The 18,586-nt window shown below is 37.1% G+C and carries 14 protein-coding genes; 5 read left to right on the top strand and 9 right to left on the bottom strand.

Annotation, left to right across the window (positions count from 1 at the left end; translation table 11 throughout):
* Positions 1 to 42: 42 nt before the first annotated feature.
* Both H1R81_RS02480 and aroC read right to left on the bottom strand, forming a co-directional pair.
* Entirely contained in the window at positions 43 to 681 is a 639-nt protein-coding gene (locus H1R81_RS02480) for an O-methyltransferase (protein WP_181839093.1), read from the bottom strand.
* Between the two features lie 108 nt (positions 682 to 789).
* Positions 790 to 1,869: a chorismate synthase gene (aroC, locus tag H1R81_RS02475; protein WP_181839092.1), complete on the bottom strand. Its 1,080-nt coding sequence runs from the start codon at positions 1,867 to 1,869 to the stop codon at positions 790 to 792.
* A gap of 476 nt (positions 1,870 to 2,345) precedes the next feature.
* On the opposite strand from aroC, the gene H1R81_RS02470 reads away from it, so the two are divergent.
* Positions 2,346 to 2,783 carry an SRPBCC domain-containing protein gene (locus H1R81_RS02470; RefSeq protein ID WP_181839091.1) on the top strand — a complete coding sequence of 146 codons (438 nt, stop codon included), beginning with the start codon at positions 2,346 to 2,348 and terminating at the stop codon, positions 2,781 to 2,783.
* 672 nt (positions 2,784 to 3,455) lie between these two features.
* Here the strand turns inward: H1R81_RS02470 and H1R81_RS02465 are convergent.
* The 5 genes from H1R81_RS02465 to H1R81_RS02445 form a co-directional block, all read right to left on the bottom strand.
* Positions 3,456 to 3,821, bottom strand: a complete 366-nt coding sequence (locus tag H1R81_RS02465; protein WP_181839090.1) for a hypothetical protein — start codon at positions 3,819 to 3,821, stop codon at positions 3,456 to 3,458.
* A gap of 184 nt (positions 3,822 to 4,005) precedes the next feature.
* On the bottom strand, positions 4,006 to 6,441 hold the full coding sequence (locus tag H1R81_RS02460; protein WP_181839089.1) for an outer membrane beta-barrel family protein: 2,436 nt from the start codon (positions 6,439 to 6,441) through the stop codon (positions 4,006 to 4,008).
* A 215-nt stretch (positions 6,442 to 6,656) separates the two neighbouring features.
* Entirely contained in the window at positions 6,657 to 9,869 is a 3,213-nt protein-coding gene (locus tag H1R81_RS02455) for a S41 family peptidase (protein ID WP_181839088.1), read from the bottom strand.
* Between the two features lie 323 nt (positions 9,870 to 10,192).
* Positions 10,193 to 11,398 carry a hypothetical protein gene (locus tag H1R81_RS02450; RefSeq protein ID WP_181839087.1) on the bottom strand — a complete coding sequence of 402 codons (1,206 nt, stop codon included), beginning with the start codon at positions 11,396 to 11,398 and terminating at the stop codon, positions 10,193 to 10,195.
* A 6-nt stretch (positions 11,399 to 11,404) separates the two neighbouring features.
* Positions 11,405 to 11,974 (bottom strand): RNA polymerase sigma factor, encoded by a 570-nt coding sequence (locus H1R81_RS02445; protein ID WP_181839086.1) that lies wholly within the window; start codon positions 11,972 to 11,974, stop codon positions 11,405 to 11,407.
* A gap of 166 nt (positions 11,975 to 12,140) precedes the next feature.
* Between H1R81_RS02445 and H1R81_RS02440 the strand changes: the two genes are divergently transcribed.
* Genes H1R81_RS02440 through H1R81_RS02430 form a run of 3 tightly spaced genes read left to right on the top strand, consistent with a single transcriptional unit; the run spans position 12,141 to position 14,024 of the window.
* The gene (locus H1R81_RS02440; protein WP_181839085.1) at positions 12,141 to 12,569 is read left to right on the top strand and encodes a ubiquinol-cytochrome c reductase iron-sulfur subunit; all 429 of its coding nucleotides are present in this window, start codon (positions 12,141 to 12,143) and stop codon (positions 12,567 to 12,569) included.
* A 13-nt stretch (positions 12,570 to 12,582) separates the two neighbouring features.
* Positions 12,583 to 13,485, top strand: coding sequence for a DUF5777 family beta-barrel protein (locus H1R81_RS02435; protein ID WP_181839084.1), 903 nt, complete (start codon positions 12,583 to 12,585; stop codon positions 13,483 to 13,485).
* The gene (locus H1R81_RS02430; protein ID WP_181839083.1) at positions 13,482 to 14,024 is read left to right on the top strand and encodes a YceI family protein; all 543 of its coding nucleotides are present in this window, start codon (positions 13,482 to 13,484) and stop codon (positions 14,022 to 14,024) included. The genes H1R81_RS02435 and H1R81_RS02430 overlap by 4 nt, the downstream gene beginning before the upstream one ends.
* 69 nt (positions 14,025 to 14,093) lie before the next feature.
* On the opposite strand, the gene H1R81_RS02425 is transcribed toward H1R81_RS02430, so the two are convergent.
* A complete protein-coding gene (locus tag H1R81_RS02425) occupies positions 14,094 to 16,514 on the bottom strand; it encodes a TonB-dependent receptor domain-containing protein (RefSeq protein ID WP_181839082.1) in 2,421 nt (806 codons plus the stop codon).
* A 484-nt stretch (positions 16,515 to 16,998) separates the two neighbouring features.
* Here H1R81_RS02425 and H1R81_RS02420 point away from each other — a divergent pair, with 484 nt between their 5' ends.
* Positions 16,999 to 17,490 (top strand): hypothetical protein, encoded by a 492-nt coding sequence (locus tag H1R81_RS02420; RefSeq protein ID WP_181839081.1) that lies wholly within the window; start codon positions 16,999 to 17,001, stop codon positions 17,488 to 17,490.
* Positions 17,491 to 17,580: 90 nt separating this feature from the next.
* On the opposite strand, the gene H1R81_RS02415 is transcribed toward H1R81_RS02420, so the two are convergent.
* Positions 17,581 to 18,348, bottom strand: coding sequence for a DUF1080 domain-containing protein (locus H1R81_RS02415; protein ID WP_229251037.1), 768 nt, complete (start codon positions 18,346 to 18,348; stop codon positions 17,581 to 17,583).
* Between the last annotated feature and the right edge of the window lie 238 nt (positions 18,349 to 18,586).

Genomic DNA, 18,586 nt, shown 5'->3' with positions numbered 1-18,586 from the left:
TCCACTGTTGGGGAGAGGGATTTAGGGAGTGGGGGCTTTTATTTACTTCTTCCGCAACACCATCAATCCGTCACGAATCGGGAGAAGGATATTCTCTACACGCTCATCATCTTGAATCTTCTTATTAAAATCTCTAATCGCGATGGTATCTTTATCTTTGGCTGACGAATTACTAACTTTACCGCTCCATAATACATTATCAGCAATAATATAGCCTCCTGAACGCACCTTGTCAAAAACCAGATCGTAATAATTGGTATAATTCAGTTTATCGGCATCAATAAAAACAAGGTCAAACGAATCACCTATTATTGGGATAATATGCTTCGCATTGCCAATTCTGAAATCTATTTTTTCATTTAGAGGAGATTGGCCGAAGAAATCTCTTACAAAATCCTCTAATTCTTCATTGACATCTATTGTAATAATTTTCCCGTTTTCTGCTAAACCCTCAGCCAGACATAAGGCAGAATAACCCGTGTAAGTACCAATTTCAAGAATAAGCTTTGGCTGAATCATATATGACAACATCGACAGAAAACGCCCCTGCAGGTGTCCAGAAAGCATTCGGGACTGTAAGACCCTTGCATGAGTTTCACGGTTGAGTTTACTCAAAAGATCATTTTCGGGCGTAGTATGTTCTACGCAATATTTGTCAATATCGGAGGGAATAAATTCCATCAGGAAAGCATTTTGATACAAAAATAGAACAATTTTGAAAAAACCAAGTGCACAGGGGTCTTTTTTTGCCCTGATACCTATTAAACGGTCTTTCTGCAAAGATTGTTTTTATAACTTATTAGTCTTGCTTCTTAAGCTAAAATCAGCTAAAACCAGTGCGGCCATTGCTTCTACAATTGGTACGGCACGTGGTAATACACATGGGTCGTGGCGACCTTTGCCCGATACCGTTACTTTTTCGCCAGCATCATTTACACTCTCCTGGTCTTGCATAATAGTTGCCACAGGCTTGAAAGCCACTCTGAAATAAATATCTTCACCATTAGAAATCCCACCCTGAATACCGCCGGAATGATTGGTTTTGGTGTGCACTTTGCCATCTTCACCCATATAGAACTCATCATTGTGCTGCGAGCCATAGAGCTCAACACCTTCAAATCCACTCCCATATTCAAAACCCTTCACGGCATTAATGCCCAACATGGACTTTCCTAACTCAGCATGTAGCTTGTCAAACACAGGCTCTCCCCATCCTGCCGGAACACCTTTAATAACACAGGTGATAATACCCCCTATCGAATCACCTTTTTTACGGGTTTCATCAATAAAATCGAACATCTGTTGTGCAACGGCTTCATCTGGACAACGCACAGCATTATCATCAGTTTTTGACAAATCCAGCTCCCAGTATTCCTTACCCAATTTGATTTTTCCTACTTGTGAAACATACGCTTGTATAGAAATCTGTTGTGTCGACAATAGAATTTTAGCCAAAGCGCCTGCGGCTACACGGGCGGCAGTTTCACGGGCGGAACTACGGCCTCCACCACGATAATCGCGTACTCCATATTTAGCTGTATAAGTATAGTCAGCATGTGAAGGGCGGAACTGATGCGCTATATGTCCGTAGTCCTTAGAACGTTGGTCTTCGTTCTGAATCACCATAGCTATGGGTGTACCTGTGGTTTTTCCCTCAAAAACCCCTGACAATACCTGAAATTCATCGGCTTCTTTACGCTGCGTAGTAATACGCGATTGTCCGGGTTTACGACGGTCTAATTCGTTCTGAATAAATGCTTCGTCAAAATCTACTCCTGCTGGGCAACCATCTATTACTACGCCAATGGCTGTACCATGCGACTCGCCAAATGTTGAAATCTTAAAAATTGTTCCGTACGTACTACTCATGAGAGAAAAACAAAAACTTAGGTTATAATATACTGCATCAAAATTACGACAAAATGTTGGGGTATGGATGAGATATTTTGGGTTTTGATTTCTATTAGCTAATTTACTGACTATTAAAGAATTAATAAATAGCAGGAAATAGATCTATTTTTTATAAGATGATTAAAATAATTGAACAGATATTCCGAAAATAGTATGCAGTTGTGGAAATATAATTAGTCTAAGTGAGATCCCCTGTCCACATGAATGGCTTATGATTTCTGATGTAGATTATGATAAACTTGAAGAAAATATAGATAGTGAAGAACTATCTATCAAAATGACAAGTATCCTAAAATGTAGTAGTTACAAAAGAATACATATTTATTGGAATGGAAATGAGTCTAAACCCATCACCTATATTGAGTATAATACCTAAGCCTTATAAACTTTTCTATAGATAACTCTGTTGATAAACTGCCTATAAATTTAATTCCATGTCTGACAACTTCTCAACCAGTATTACTATAAACTCCAATCCCACTAAAGTTTGGCAAACCTTAACAGATATTGAAATTATACCCCAATGGCTTGACGACCCAGGCATGGAGATAGAAGTACTAACAAACTGGCAAGTCAATACTCCCATCATCATCAAAGGATTCCATCATGTAAAGTTTGAAAATAAAGGGCTTGTATTAGCCTTTGATAAAGAAAGGAAATTGAGTTTTACTCATTTGAGTTCAGTTTCAAAGTTACCGGATATACCAGAAAGCTATTCGATGCTTACATTCATCTTGGAACCAATTGATAACACCACTAAAATGATACTTAACATTGAGAACTTCCCAACAGAAAGTATCCGCAAGCATTTAGAATTTTATTGGCGAACAACCCTTTTTACAATAAAGAATACAGTAGAGAAGTGGATATAAAGAATATTAAAATTGATACCGCCAACAAAACATTTTCGATACATTCGCGTTTAATAATACGTTGAGATTAAGAAAATATTAAATTTTCTGATTTCTCTACGCAGAAATAAAGAACCAGGTTTTATTAACGGAAAATCTATAATAATATACAAAAAAAAACCGACTCAATGCGGCCGGTTTTTGTCTCAATAAACTAAACTAAACTGTATAAATTCTTTCCCGTTGTTGTAAACGGTCATATTTTTTTTGTCTTATCCCTTACAGAAATATGCGGTCTTGGGTCTGATATGACACCTTAAATTCATTCACTAAAATTTGAGCCAACAACGTTTCTATTTCGTTTTTTTAAAAACTCAAATCGCCATTTGGCAAAATCCGGACTTCTCCGTAGAAAATTTTGCACTAAAAATATATACTCCATTCAACCTCACTTAATTTATTTCACGGATTGATTCAAAACCTGAATTTTAGTTTTTTTCTGACCCCTCTCCCCGAAATAACTTGCATCTTCTACACTATCATTTTTATTGACCCTTTTAACTCTTTGTTGTGGCAAAGTAAGCAAGTTTATACTATATAATCCAAACGCACCTCCTCACTTCACTATTAATTGTCCTTTTTTGTCGCTTGTTTAGGCATAAATTACTAAACCCATCCCTTATGAGGACAAAGCTATTTCCAACCACTAACAGTGGTATTAGATTTGGGAATACTCCCAAAAAGTACTGAGGGTAACACATCAGCCGGACGACTGAAAGTAAACGAGGTAGTAAGCGTTTGTCTATACGTGTGTGTGATTTCAGCACTATACGTTAATAACAACGGATTTACCTTTGGATATGTTGCAAAATCAACAAAAAAATTAAAAGAAATTAATCGTATATTAATCTCACATTTAAAATCATTGCCATTTAAAAGATTTGCCACACAATTTTGAAGAAAATAGGTATTTACAACTACTGAGCTATACTCCAGACCTGGACATAAATGGCTCGTTGAGGCATAAGATTGCCAATAAGTTGTAAATAGCTTTTTCATAATATGCTTTTCATAATCAATAAGACAAAAATACTAATCTACTGGGGTTATATAGTAACCCAATTTGGGTGATTGTGATGAACGGCAACCCATTGATTTGTTAAAATTTGTTAAAAAAAATCCTATCGCAATCGGATAGGATTTTAAAACTAACAAACTGTATGTAAGCCTCAAAATAGAGGGATTATCCGTTGGTCTGAATCCTGCGGTTTTCTTCTTCCGAGCCACTATTTCTTCTGCGTGCAGGTGCTACTGTTGATTTACCAAAACGATAGTTAAATGCCACTGTAACCACTCTGCTGTCCAGGCGGCGACGCAGAGTCATATCCATATTCTGGTATTTCACAATCATATTATTTCTTTGGGTTAAGAATGGGTCACTTACACTAAGCTTCAATGTTCCTTTGCGTTGCCAGAGTTGTCTCTGCAAGCCTAATGCTATTTGCGCCTGCGAAAGTATCTTGAATGTTCCGAAAAGGAATGGTGATTGATAATAGCCTGTTAATTCGGCATTCCAGTTTTTACCAATCGTAAATGTGTTGGTGGTATTAACAAAGAAAGTGGTTAGTTGCTGATTGAACTCCCCATTCAGGAACTTACCCCAATACCTGTTGTTATAATTCTCAAAATAAAGGTTGCCATTCCACCACTTAGCATATTTCACCGGAAATGAGATATTATATCCGATGGTTTCTAAGTTATTGAGGTTCTGTTGTGATTGGGCAGCTACTTTAGTAATATCATTCTGAATCAGTACTGTCGAGATAATATCTCTCGTTCGGCTATGGTAAAAGGTAATGTTATACTGCTGCTTAAAGGTATAAGCAAGCTCTGAATTAAATGTAAACTGAGGCTGTAATTGCGGGTTTCCCTCACGATAGACGTAGATATCAAGGAAAAATTTAAAGGGATTCAAATCCTGATAATTGGGGCGTTGGATACGTCTGCCTACATTCAGACTTAACTCATGGTTTTTGTTGATTTCCTGTCGGATAAACACCGTTGGAAACAACTGGAAATATTTGCGGCTAAAAGTTGCGTTAGTTGATAGTTGATTTCCCTCGGCAATTGTCTGTTCTCCTCGTAAACCTAACTGAATACCCGTTTTCTTGAATTTTGTATTAAAATTCAAATACCCTGCATTGATATTCTCGTGGTAGATAAAATGGTTGGTTCGGGTTATATCTACAATCTCTGCACCATCTTGCAACAGATAATACTGGGCATTGCCATCATTGCTTACAAAACTACTTTTGGCTCCTATTTCAAACTTTGTTTCTTTACTTAAAGGATGTACATAATCAATCTTGATAGTCCTGATGTCAATATCAGAAGGCAAATCACCTCTTAAAATATAAGCAGGTGGCAAAGCCTGCCCTGGCAAGTAAGTGGTTTCGGTTGTAGAATTCTGGATAATCCGTTGATTATAACTGGCATAATCAAGGTCGGCAGTCAATTCTTTACCGGTACTGTCAAAAGTATGTTTCAGGTTCAGATTCAGGGTATAATTTCGCCAACGATCTTTATTAGAATTATTTGTTACATTACTATTAGTGATAGTCCCGCTTGGGTCTTTGAAATCACTGGGGGTGCTTGCCCTGACCACAATATTGTTTATCACTCCATTTATATTCGCACCTAAAGTAGTTTTGCGACTTAAAAAATAATCTACTCCTACCTTTAAATTCTGCGAACTGAAATGCGGTAATTGTATGGGTCTTTGGGTTAAGGTAGAAATACTGGCATCACCAGCCACAAACTTCCGGTTAAGTACTGTTCTGTTTTCTCCTCCTCTGTTTACTTGTGTTAGATTACCAAATAAATTCCATTTTTTATCTCTGTAATTTAGATTAAGCCCAGCGTTTTGCTTAAAACGTAACCCTTGTCCGGCACTCAGATTTATGCTACCATTCATACCCAGTCTTTTATCTCGTTTCATACGGATATTAATAATCCCTGCATTACCAGTAGCATCATATTTAGCTGAAGGATTAGTAATCAATTCAATTTTTTCAATCTGATTAGCAGCCATTCCTCTCAGCATATTGGCCAAATCTGTAGTAGAAAGATTGGTTGGTTTGCCATCAATTAATATTAATACCCCTTGCTTTCCCTTAAGAGAAATATTTCCATCGGCATCCACTGTTACACCCGGAGCTTTTTCTAATACTTCTATTACACTGTTTCCTGCAGAAGTGATGCTATTCTCTACATTCAGCACAATTTTGTCAATTTCACGCTCAATAAAAGGTTTGCTTGAACGAACGGTAACTTCGCCCAATGCCTTGGCATCGGTTAATAATTCAATAGAAGACAGTTTAATGTTTTTATTATCGGCGTTTAAACCAAAAACCGGAGATTTGTATTTCTGATAGCCAACCTGAGAAACCTTAACAAAATATCGACCTTCATGAATGTTTTCAAACCCAAAATTCCCTTTATCATCTGTAATGGCAACTTTAACAAGCGATGAATCTTTTTCGTGGTGAAGTGTTACATTGGCAAATTCAACCAATTTTTTGGTATCATCATTTACTTGCCCTTCTATCTTTCCTGATAAGGTTTGGGCATAAACGGGCATAGTAATACCTAACAAGTAAACAGTAAATAGCTTTTTCATAATAATGCTTTTTCATATTCGATAAGGCAAAAATAGAATGCTATCATTTGATTGTTTTACCCCATATTGGGGGATTTAGAAAACATTAAACCTAAATGGGGATGAAAACTTATGAGATACCTTATAAAAAAGCCATTCAAACTGACATTTGAATGGCTTTCAAAAAACTACTACTTTATTCTTTATCCCGTTTTAGGTACAATGGGTGTTTTTCTTTATTTCTTTATTTCTTTCAACAACTCATCAACTGCCGCCCTCAACTGGTCGTCAGTTCCTTTGGCTAACCAATCTGGCTGATTTTCTACAATAATATCAGGTATGGCAGCACCTAATTCCTGATTTTTATCAGTTGCCTTTGTAAACCAGCCACGACCCGGCAGACGAACAAACGATCCATCCATCAAAGACTTGCCACCTGTTGAAATTACCGAACCATTGGTTGGCACACCTACGAGTTTACCAACGCCTAAGGTTTTGTAGGCATGAGAGAAAATCTCGGCATTTGAGTAACTACCCTCATTGCAAAGTGCGATTGATGGCTTTGTCCATGCAGCATATACCAGACGCTCTCCAATCGGATAATAGCTTTTGAACTTCAACTTATCTTTTTCCAGATCTTCACTTGCTCCTCTTGGAATAGTGTAAGCGTGCTGTTTATAGTTCAGAATCGTCATGAGGTAATCGGTAGTTGAACCACCCCCATTGTAGCGTACGTCAATCACAAGCCCCTCCTTGCCGAATCCTGCGGCAGTAAACTCTCTTTCTACTACCTCAAAACTCGGAAAATCCATACTTCTGATGTGGATATAACCCAAACGACCATTAGAATATTTATCAACTAATTTTTTACGATTCTCAACCCATTCTTCATACAAATTATTAGTAATGCTATTTGTTAAACGAATCACTACTTCTCTTGATTTACCATCTGCCCCGCGCACATTGAGCAATACTTTTTCGTTTACCAGTCCATTCAACAAATCATAAAAATTATCATCAGCATTTACCTCCTGGCCATTTACTGCCGTAATTACGTCACCTTCATTCAATTTACTTTTTTCTTTATCGGCAGGTGTACCCGGCACTATGTGAGTAATTTTTACACCACCACTTACAGGTACTAATTCGGTTCCTAAAAGCCCGGTAGTTTCTTTTTGAGTTTCAATACGGTCGGTTACAGTCATACCCATATGGCTTGAGTTCAGTTCGCCCAACAATAAATTAAACATATCTCTGAAATCATTACTTGTACTGGCATTGATACAACGTTCTTTATATTTGTCGTGCAGTTTAACCCAGTCATTTCCATGAAACTTAGGATCATAGAAACCATCTCTGATTGTACGCCACGCTTCTTCAAATACCTGTGTTCTCTCGGCATTATAATCAACTTTCATTTTAGCAAGATAAGGTAATGACTCCGTTGCGTTAGACTTCATATCTATTCTTGCCAAAGCTCCACCCATACGCATATAGTACAAGTACTTTCCCTCCCTGTCCATCGTAACACCGTTAGGATTAGCGCCTCCTTTCGTGATTTCCTTCAGATCTTTACCATCCCATTTAATACTATACAAATCACGACCTCTTGAGTTGCTTGAGGAGGTGGTATAATAGAATGTTTCTCCATCTTTCGAAATTGCCAGGTCACTTTCGTCACCCGGAAAACTTGTAACACGCACAATTCTTTCATGAATTTTATCAAAATCAATCTTAACAGGCTTCGGAGCTTTTTTATCACTTCCTCCTTTGGCAGGTGCAGCAGAAATCTCTGGTGTGTCCCTTTCCTGCCAATCCTGTGTTTCTCTTTCCCAATCTTCTTTTTTCAACCATATAAACCAAACATCGTTGCTACGGCCTGTACTACGCGCCGAAATGAATCCTAATTTTGAGCCATCAGCACTCCAGAACGGTCGACCATCAGTTCGCGGATGCATGGTTACATTCACAGGCTTGGTTGAGTTATCAGCCGCCTGGATAAAAATTTCCTGATTGAAATACAAATCACTCACTGCATAGGCTATCCATTTGCTATCTGGGCTCCAGGCAATACCATTCGGGCTATCCCAGCTATCATTTAATACTTTTTCGTTCGATAATTTACCATCAGCACTAATATCTGCTACAACAAAAGTTCCTCTACCGCGTACATAGGCAATTTTTTTGTTGTCAGGCGATACCACTAAATTGGTTTCATCACCAGTAGTTTTTGTAACCTGAACCAACCCATGTTTCATTGATCTGAATACATTGTGTTGCATAGTATCAATTGACCGTGCCATGTAAATATCAAAATTACCGTTGGCTCTGTCGCTTGTAAACAACAAAGTGGAATCGTTCAACCACGTTGGTTCTACATCTCTATAAGCATTTTCTGAAACATTAATACTTCTTGCTTTTTCCTTATCGGCCTCTTTAATAAATATCTCGCCTCGAATAGAAAAAGCAATCAATTTACCATTTGGCGAAACCGCATAATCATTTGCTCCTGAATTTAAGGTTTTCTGCTCGGTGGCGTCAAGACGGTCATCAGCACTTATTATTACATTCAGTTTTTGGGCCGAACCTTTATCTGTCTTCATTGTATAAAGATTCATGTCTTTTTCAAAAACAATTGAACCACCATCGGCAGACACACTAAAGGCACGGATTGACTCATCTTTAAAATTGGTGAGTTTTTCTGGTGTATTACCCGCTTTCCCATTGGCGTCTAATTTCAGGCGATAAATATTATATGCTCCTGATTCGCTACTCAAAAAATATAAAGTATTACTACTACCCCATTGCGGAAAAACATCGTTGGTTTCAAACCCCGGCAATTGCTGATAGGTTTTGTTTTTTGTATCGTAAATCCAGATATCACGATCAGAGCTTCCTTTATATGCCTGACGGGCAACCGGATTAATATCACCACGAACAAATGCCAAGAAACGCCCATCAGGCGAGAGAACCGGGTCGAACCCAACGGCATCCAGGACTCTTGACTCAGTACCACCTTTCGGATTAATTGCATACACTTCATTGGGTCGCTCAATTTGTCTGAACTCCCGATTAGTCGAGAATAAAATTTTATCCGGCTGAGTCCAGCTTGAAATGTTATCAGAGCCCGAATGAAAGGTAAGTCTTTTAGGCATACTACCCTCGGTTGACATCACAAAAATGTCATTATTGCCAAATCTTGCTCCTGAAAAGGCTATCTGTTTGCCATCCGGGCTAAAAACAGGATTTGACTCATAAGCGTCATGAATTGTAAGGCGGGAAGCTTTGCCACCTGAAGTTGGTACCGTCCAGATGTCTCCCTGAAAAGAAAAAGCGACTAAAGAGCCATCTTTATTAATGGCTGGCTGCCGAAGCAAAAGTTTATTTTGTGCTTGCAGACAAAATACTGTTAAAAAGGTAATTGTTGAGGTTAAAAGCGTTTTTTTCATACCTAATAATAGCTTGTTGATTAATCTTTAAATTTACGATAAAATCGTTTTCAGCTCCTGAAAATCAGATGATTCGGGTATAAATAGAGATAAAACAGTAAAGATATGCTAAAAAAGCTATCATAAAATAGCGTATTTGTGGTAAGATTATATGTATTTAAAGACAACCTGGTCTGTTCGGTATATTTGCATTAATCATAAATCAAGACACAGTGTGACCTTGAAATACCTTAAATGCATCAGGAATAGATTAAAGTTCTAATCTTTTTTTATCTAAAATACCAACCTATTGAAACTTTTGCAGTATTGATTATCTTTTACCTCTATTTATCTCTTTTGAGATTTATCAGGACTCCCCCACTCACCCTGAAATTGGTTTTCGGGCTTAGGAAATCGGTTTCTTTAAAATGATATATATAAGTTGGTGTTAATTGAAAAGCGTACCTTTTCAAACGGTATTGTAGGCCTGAACCAAAAGTCATACTATTCCAAGCACCTTTTTTCTGTTCTGTATCAAATGAAGAGTAATGTTCATCCCCATCCAAATGGCTTTCAAACTTCACATTCTGATACAACTTCAAATCAATACTTGTACCTAACAAAAACTTCACATCAAACCGCTTGTTGATAGGCAGATAATAATTCATATTTAAAGGAATAGTGATTAAAGATGCTTTAATATGAATGTCTTCTATCTGGTCATATTTTGGAGGAAGATGAGGTTTATACAAGTCTGCAAAATCTGCGCTTGTCTTGATATTAAATTCTTTAGGGTTATAATATTCGGATTCTGGATGGCTGAAGATGGAAACGCCAGTATTAAAACTAAGATTTTTACCAAAAAATAATTCAAAAGACGGCCCTAAATCTACTGTATGATTAAATCCGTGCCCGGCACTGAGTCCAAGTCTTGTATCTATTCTGGGCCATTTAAGCGTTTTTTTAGATGGACTTTGCTGAATGGTTTTTGTCGGAATCTTCAGTTTATTAATCTTATCTGCGCTATCCTTTTTCGGAAAATCACTATTGGTCTTCTCCTCCATTGTTGCTTCTTTTACTAATTGCTGATCATTGGCTGGCAGTATTTCTTCTGGTTTTACCTGATTTGAAACAACAACCGACTGCTCAACTGATTTTTCTACCAAAGGCATAGTTTCTTGAGCTGAAGCTAAAGGGCCTTCGGGTTTTTCTTCTGTCCGTTGTATTATATAAATTGTTTTGTTAATGTATATTGTATCCTTATGTACAATTGTTTGTACTTGTTTAGCAGGTTTTAACTGTTGAATCGTAGAAATCTTTTCATTCAATAACCGGAATTGTTTTTCGTAATTAAATTTATCTTTCAGATTAACTAATAGCAGAACTGTTGCGATTGTTGAGTACAAAGGCAATCCATATTTTCGCCAGAAATCAAAATACCAAGGTGCGTATATTCTTTTACGGATATTATCCCACGTATTAGGGCCAACGGGTCGCTGAACCGACTCGAGTTTTTCTTTAATTTTTTTATCAAATAGCTCGTTTGCCATAAAGCTTTATATTTTTGATTGTCTCGACAAATAGGCTTGAATCCATTCCTGCAATTTTGCTCTGGCTTTTACCAGATTAGCCCGAACCGCACTTTCTGTTACGCCTAACATCGTTGCTATTTCGGTATGTGAATACCCATCAACTACAGAAAGTGAAAAAACGGTACGATATACTGGCGTAAGTTTCTGTACAAATTCCATAATTTCATCTACAGTCATTAATTCCAGATATCTCTCGTCATTTTCTACTTCATATGCCTGGCTCAGATCTGTAAATTCTACTCTGGAATGATGCTTACGGAAGTAATCTATGGCCGCATTAACCATGACAGTTCTGAACCAGGCATCAAATACCTGTTTAGAATCATATCGGTCAATGTTATTAAAAACCTTGATAAACCCATCACTGACCATTTCTTCTGCTTCCTCATCGTTGGCAGAATACCGCAAGCATATATTTTTGGCATAATTGGCGTAATAATCAAATAATTCTTTTTGCGCCAGAGGTTTCCTTGCTTTACACCCTCCAATGGTTTTTATTAAATCAAATTGTTTATTTCTTCTTTTAAAAAACACTTCTAATAGGTTAGGTTCATTAAAAAAGATGTTTACTGTTACTTACGAAGATAATCCCTAAAATGCTTCCTTCATAAATATGCTAAGATTAAAAAATTTTAATCTCCCTCAGGAAGCAAAGAAAAAATTGCTGCGTAAGTAAAACTAAATACTAAACATTATTCTCATGAAACTGCAAGAAAAAATCAATCGGAACAAATTTCTAAAACAATTAGGCTTTACTGGGGCCGCACTTTTTGCACTTTATACCACCGAAAGTTGTAAGAATGAAGCAGCAGGAGTTACTCCTCTACCATCAAGTGGCCTTACACTTGACTTAACCGACTCAAGCTATGCCAATCTCAAAAAAACGGGTGGTTATATTATCAAGAGTGGTATAGTAGTGGCTAATTATAATGGTAATTACATTGCTGCTACCCTCACTTGTAGTCATGAAGGCAGGCAACAAATTACTTTCCAAAGCAATCAATGGTATTGTACAGCACACGGAGCCAGGTTTGACGTAACCGGAAAAGGCCTGAATAGCGAAGGCAAAAAAGGCCTCACTATCTATCAGGTTTCACTCTCAGGGAATACACTTACTATTACTGCTTAAAAAAACTGTTTCTATGAAAAAAATAATCTGGATTATCTTTTTAGAAATTATATCGCTTACTGCTGCTGGTCAGGATTTATTAGATGAATTAGACAAAACCGTAAAGCCCCGGAAGAACTATTCTACGGCTACTTTCAAATCGACCCGCATTATTAATGGACACTCTGTAGAAACTGTTGCCAAAAATCATTGGGATTTACGAATATCTCATCGTTTCGGTATGTTAAACGAAGGTGCATATAATTTTTTCGGACTGGATGCTGCCACAATGCGTCTGGGGTTAGAATATGGATTAACTGATAATCTGATGATTGGCATCGGGCGTAGTACGAGTCAGAAAACTTTCGACTATTTTGCCAAATATAAACTACTCAGACAAGCATCCGGGCCGGGAGGTATGCCCTTAAGCGTTACAGCACTTGTCTCTGCTGATGCTATTTCGTTGAGCACGAGCCCTCAGCTTACATTCTATAACAATGTTGAGCGATTTACCTACGTCGGTCAGCTATTAATTGCCCGTAAGTTTAACGAACGGTTATCTCTTCAGATTAGCCCGACTTATCTTCACAGTAATCGGGTAGAAACAAGTAGTGTACCGAATGACGTTGTAGCTATTGGTATTGGAGGCCGTATAAAAATCAGTAAGCGTACCTCATTTAATGCTGAATATTTTTATCGGGTGCCTTTAAGTTCCCAATCCGGGACTATCCAGAATTCACCTTACTATAATTCTCTTTCCATGGGATTTGATATCGAAACAGGCGGACACGTTTTTCAGTTACATTTCACCAATTCTCTGGGTATGATAGAACGTCAGTTTATTACACAGACAGAAGGTCAATGGAGAAAGGGGGATATACACTATGGATTTAATATTTCAAGAACATTCAGTTTTGACAAAAAAAGAAAAATATGAAAAAAGTATTTTTAATCGCAACTCTCAACTTTGTAGCTGCTGTAACTTTTGCACAGAATCAATGGATTTGTCGTAAAGGCGAAACCAGTTTCTTTTCTGAAACACCACTCGAAAATATCGCTGCCGTAAATAAAAATGTAATCTCGTTGATTGATTTTACAAAAGGAGAGATTGCCGTAAAAATGACTATGACTGATTTCAAATTTCAGAATCACCTGATGGAAGAGCATTTTAACGAAAATTATATGGAATCAGAGAAGTATCCGACAGGCTCTTTTTCAGGAAAGTTTCAGGAACCAGTTGATATTTCAAAAAATGGCACCTATGATATTTTTGCAAAAGGACAACTAACCATGCACGGTGTACAAAAAGAAAGGATTATGAAAGGTAAACTGATTGTCAATAATAATGAAATAACCTTGATTTCTGACTTTGACGTGGCCTTAAAAGATTATAAAATTGAAGTGCCGACCTTGGTTATTACAAAGATTGCCGAAGTAATAAGCGTGAAAGATAGATTTGTTTTCAGCAAAAAATAATAAAATTCCCCACTGTCTTTATAATCTTTTATGTGACAGTGGGGAAATCAAACCTTTATTCTTTTGTTATCAGCCTCCTTTTATACGGTTCAGTTCATCTTCTGAACCACTTCTTCGGTTTCGGGCGGCTTTGATTTCATTACTACCAAAACGGTAAGTAAAATTGACCCTCAACTGTTGCGACTCCCACTTAAATCGAAGATTGGTATAAACTCCCGCATATTCTGAATGATACCCTCCTCTACCTGTATGTAGCACATCAGTGAAGCTAACTTTCAGAGTAGCGTTATCTTTCCAGAATTTCTTCTGCACACCCGCATCCATTGTACCCATAGCTCTATTATAATCTATACGACGATACGGTGAATTATACCAGCCGGACAGCTCGATTGTCCAGTTGTTTTTGAGCTTAAAGGTACTTTGTGCATTGGCATTGGCAGCAATGGTACTATTATTAATAACAAGCCCATTTTCAAAGTTACCTCTCCATACATTTGTATAGCCACTAACATTTATATAGATATTCCACCATTTGGTAATATCGGTCGCCAGACTCATATCCAGACTGAATCCCTGGCTATAATTCAGGTTACGGGCTATAAAATAAGTACGGCTTTGATCATATGGAAGCCTTAAACCCACCACAGGGAATCTTGTACGCCAATAGCCTAATGAGGTAGTAAGTTTGCCTTTATAAACATGGGTTAATTTAAAGTTATTGGCATATTCAGGACGCAAAAAAGGATTTCCTTTTGAGTACACCAACTCGTCAACCCGATACTCAAACGGGTTCAGGTTCTGATAGCTTGGTCGGTTAATCCGGCGGCTATAATTCAGATTCAGGTTATGATGTTCAGATACTTTAAATGAGATAGCCCCACTTGGAAAAAGGTTAAAATAGGTTGTATCTACTTTATCCAGATCATTCTGTTTATAGCTTGTCAAATTACCCAACGAGTGCGTGCGCTCAGCTCTCAGGCCCACTTGCAAATCCCATTTTTTGTTCAATGATTTGTTATAATTGATATATGCCGCATACACGCGTTCGGTATAAACAAAGTTGTTGCTTCTATCAAAATCTCTTATTTCAATATCATTCAATACATTAAAGAAGTCGAAGGTATTATCAGATTTCACATCTGACAATTTAATTCCGTAGCCTAATTTACCTTTCTTAAATGGTTGCTCATAATCTACCTTAAATGATTTAATTCTGATATCGATAGGTGTTTTAGTGACAAAGTTGCGGCTGAAGGACGGTCTGTCAGAATTTGGAAACTCATAGGTGTTTGGCTGATAACTGACACCTCTGGAAGTAAAAATGCCGTAATCAGCATCTACATTCAGTTCATGCCCCGTAGTATCGGCATACCGATAGTTAAGATTGAGGTTCAGGTTTTTGTTTTTTTCAGGATTTGAAGTACGTGAATTAAGAATAGCCGAGTCCGGCTGAGCCAGTGCTTTGTTTCCTATCAAGGTCTGGCTTTCACCGCCACCATTATGGTCGGTTGCACGCCCGTTAGCATTAAACCCCAGTGTATGTTTTGAATTAATAAAATAATCCATGCCGATTTTGGCATTATGAGAGGTGTCACGATAAATCCCTTTCCAGGTCTTGTTATAGGCAATATTATTCAAAATCTGGTCATCAAGTGTTTGGTTATGCCATGCACCTTGATTATAGCTGTAATTACCAAAAATGTTAACTTTCTTATCTCTATGATTCAGGTTAACAGATCCATTGAATTTAGGGGTAATACCCCAGTTAGACCCTAAATTAACAGTTCCATTCGTACCTAATTTCTTATTTTTCTTCAATCTGATATTAATAATACCCAAATCGCCTGCGGCATCATATTTAGCCGATGGGTTGGTAATTATCTCAATGGCTTCAATATCAGATGAATTCATACTTTTTAGTATAGAAGCTAAATCTTTTCCGCTCATAGGCGACGGGCGTCCATCAATATAGATGCGCACACCTGCCTTGCCTTTTACTAATATGTTTTCATCTTTATCTACCTGAACACCTGGTGATTTCTGGAGTATTTCCAGCCCGTTGAGGCCTGCCGCATTGATACTACTTTCTACATTAAATACAATTTTGTCGTTTTGTACTTCAATCAGGGGCTTGGCAGCTACTACTTTAACCTCACTCAATTGTTTAGTATCAGAAGATATGGTAAATGGCTGAAAATCCAGGTCTTTATCAACCAATTCAAAAACCGGTGAGTTGAAAGGACTGAATCCTACTGCAGTAATTTTGATAAAATACCTGCCTGCCTTAAGATTATTGATTTTAAAGCCTCCGTTTTCGTCGGCTATATCAGCCTTTATTAATGATGAATCTTTGTTGGCGTGGATTGCAAGCGTAGCAAATGAAACTACTTCATTCTGTTGATTTTTTACCTGACCTTTAACAGAGAAGGTTTGAGCATACAAAAGGTTTGATATGCCCGTAAAGAGTAATACGAGTAATAAATTTTTCATGATAATTGTTATAGCTTTTCAATAATTTTGTAAATGGCAACCAGTATTTTTTACTGTTTTGCTTATAAAGAGACCAGCTTGTTGTCACAAAGATAGGTATTAATGTTTATTTATGAATCCCCCATTTTGCGTTTAACATTTTTTAACTACGAATAATTTCGTAGCAAATATATACCCTCTTTTGATTATTTCAAAATTTATTACGAAAAAATTCGTAGATGACCGATTAGCTTGATAAATGATTGTTTTTTTGGGTTTGCAAAATGGAAACTCCTGCTGAGGGAAAAGGTTACAGCGAGATTTTGTTAAATTCTTTATCATACAATTTTCCGTTTTCGATTATAGACGACTCATAAAGTAATTCATTACAGCGCGATGCCTGCATGGTGATTTTCATAACCAATAAATTGTATCTTTGATTTTTGATAATTGCATGAGAATAGTAAGAAAATAACCATATACAACCCCAAATTCATTTGCTTTTATGACTATCAGAACATTTTGGTCAATATTTTTAAAAATCTTAGGCTTAAGATTAATTGCCTATTGTCTTCAAGCTATTGCCCTTTTGCAGATGTATGCCACTGCTGAGTACAATCAGGGCAATGTTAGTGAATCAGTTTTAATTATTTTAGTAGGCTTTTCAGTCTATTTTTTGGTAATGTTAACATTAATATTCAAAACAAGATGGATAATTAATACATTAAGGCTCGATAAGGATTTTGATGATGAGCCAATTAGTCTGGACATCAGCACCGAAACAGTTTTAAGAATGGCAACCATTATATTAGGCGGACTTATGATTATTGAAGTTTTCCCAAAACTTTTAGATGATATTGCAAGCTTTTTCAATGGCAGTATATTCAAAGAAGCATCCAGGTTTTACATTAATTTAGTACAAATTATATTAGGTTTGAGTCTAATGACACAACATAAACTTATTGTTGAGTATATCACAAAAAAAGCGAATGAGTAGTTTACCCATTCGCTTCAATATCGATTAAAATTAAATATCTTAACTATCAGAAAGGTCTTAACCCTCTGCTCAGAGCCCTCTGCAACATGCTCAAAAATCCGTATCTGCCGTTTTCAAGTCCAATCGTTTAATCCAGATATTACGGTATAATACATCATGCCCTTCAGCCTGTAATTTCAGGCCACCGGGTGTATCTGTGATGCCCTTACCACCATCATTCCCACCATCGATACCTGAGTTCGGGCCACCCCAAACCTGGCTGATTTTCTGGTTAATATGTACTTTTTTACCATTAAAATACATGGTTACCATTGGCTTTTCCACCAGTTTTCCATCTTTGAAACGAGCCGCTCTGAAAGTTATATCATAGGCGTTCCATTTCCCAACCCCATTATAAGCATAATAAGGCGATTTCGTTTCATTGATAACAGCCCCTAAGCCATGCGAAGTAGTATCGCCATCCAATACCTGAATTTCATACCGGTTTTGTAAATATACCCCACTATTACCTCCCGGCTTGCTGATATAAAATTCCACATGTGCCCTGAAATCACGAAAAGTATCCTTTGTAACAATATCAGCTGCACCATACTTACCTCCTGCAGCGGCGGGGTCATTCGTGTTTACTGCTGTGCCTTTTCCTGCTGGGTCATCAACAATAAACCACTTAATTGGTAAAGTAGCTGATAGTCTCGGGCCTTCCCAGTAAATCCATTTTTCATCGAGCATTTTACGGGTGCCATCAAAATACACTTCCGCATCTTTGGGGGCTTTAGCTCCTACTCCCATCTGCGCCTGCGCATAGCTACCTGCAACAATAGAAAGTATTAAAAGTGCGGACAAGCTGTTTTTGCTCATTTGCTTTGACATATAGTTTAAAAGGTTAATTAAATATTTTTTTCGAATGGTAAGAATACAAAATAAAAAAAAGATAATTCAATAAATGTGTGTAATTTTAACGTAACTTTCAGATTATTAGCCCATAAAAGGATAATTGCCCATTTATCTGTAATATTATCCAAAATTCATAATTCGATAATTCTTTTGCTTTTATCCTTATTTCCTTGGATAATAACTATAAAGTATAGATTGATTA

The organism is Emticicia sp. BO119 (assembly GCF_013912375.1).
Taxonomy (GTDB): domain Bacteria; phylum Bacteroidota; class Bacteroidia; order Cytophagales; family Spirosomataceae; genus Emticicia.
This window is presented reverse-complemented; position numbering and strand designations above follow the sequence as displayed.

Excerpts from the sequence above, each read along its gene's own strand:
- H1R81_RS02465 (WP_181839090.1), bottom strand. The coding sequence starts at position 3,821 with ATGAAAAAGCTATTTACAACTTATTGGCAATCTTATGCCTCAACGAGC.
- H1R81_RS02450 (WP_181839087.1), bottom strand. The coding sequence starts at position 11,398 with ATGGCAAACGAGCTATTTGATAAAAAAATTAAAGAAAAACTCGAGTCG.
- H1R81_RS02420 (WP_181839081.1), top strand. The coding sequence starts at position 16,999 with ATGACTATCAGAACATTTTGGTCAATATTTTTAAAAATCTTAGGCTTA.
- H1R81_RS02455 (WP_181839088.1), bottom strand. The coding sequence starts at position 9,869 with ATGAAAAAAACGCTTTTAACCTCAACAATTACCTTTTTAACAGTATTT.
- H1R81_RS02435 (WP_181839084.1), top strand. The coding sequence starts at position 12,583 with ATGAAAAAAATAATCTGGATTATCTTTTTAGAAATTATATCGCTTACT.
- H1R81_RS02480 (WP_181839093.1), bottom strand. The coding sequence starts at position 681 with ATGGAATTTATTCCCTCCGATATTGACAAATATTGCGTAGAACATACT.
- aroC (WP_181839092.1), bottom strand. The coding sequence starts at position 1,869 with ATGAGTAGTACGTACGGAACAATTTTTAAGATTTCAACATTTGGCGAG.
- H1R81_RS02430 (WP_181839083.1), top strand. The coding sequence starts at position 13,482 with ATGAAAAAAGTATTTTTAATCGCAACTCTCAACTTTGTAGCTGCTGTA.
- H1R81_RS02470 (WP_181839091.1), top strand. The coding sequence starts at position 2,346 with ATGTCTGACAACTTCTCAACCAGTATTACTATAAACTCCAATCCCACT.
- H1R81_RS02415 (WP_229251037.1), bottom strand. The coding sequence starts at position 18,348 with ATGAGCAAAAACAGCTTGTCCGCACTTTTAATACTTTCTATTGTTGCA.
- H1R81_RS02425 (WP_181839082.1), bottom strand. The coding sequence starts at position 16,514 with ATGAAAAATTTATTACTCGTATTACTCTTTACGGGCATATCAAACCTT.
- H1R81_RS02460 (WP_181839089.1), bottom strand. The coding sequence starts at position 6,441 with ATGAAAAAGCTATTTACTGTTTACTTGTTAGGTATTACTATGCCCGTT.
- H1R81_RS02440 (WP_181839085.1), top strand. The coding sequence starts at position 12,141 with ATGAAACTGCAAGAAAAAATCAATCGGAACAAATTTCTAAAACAATTA.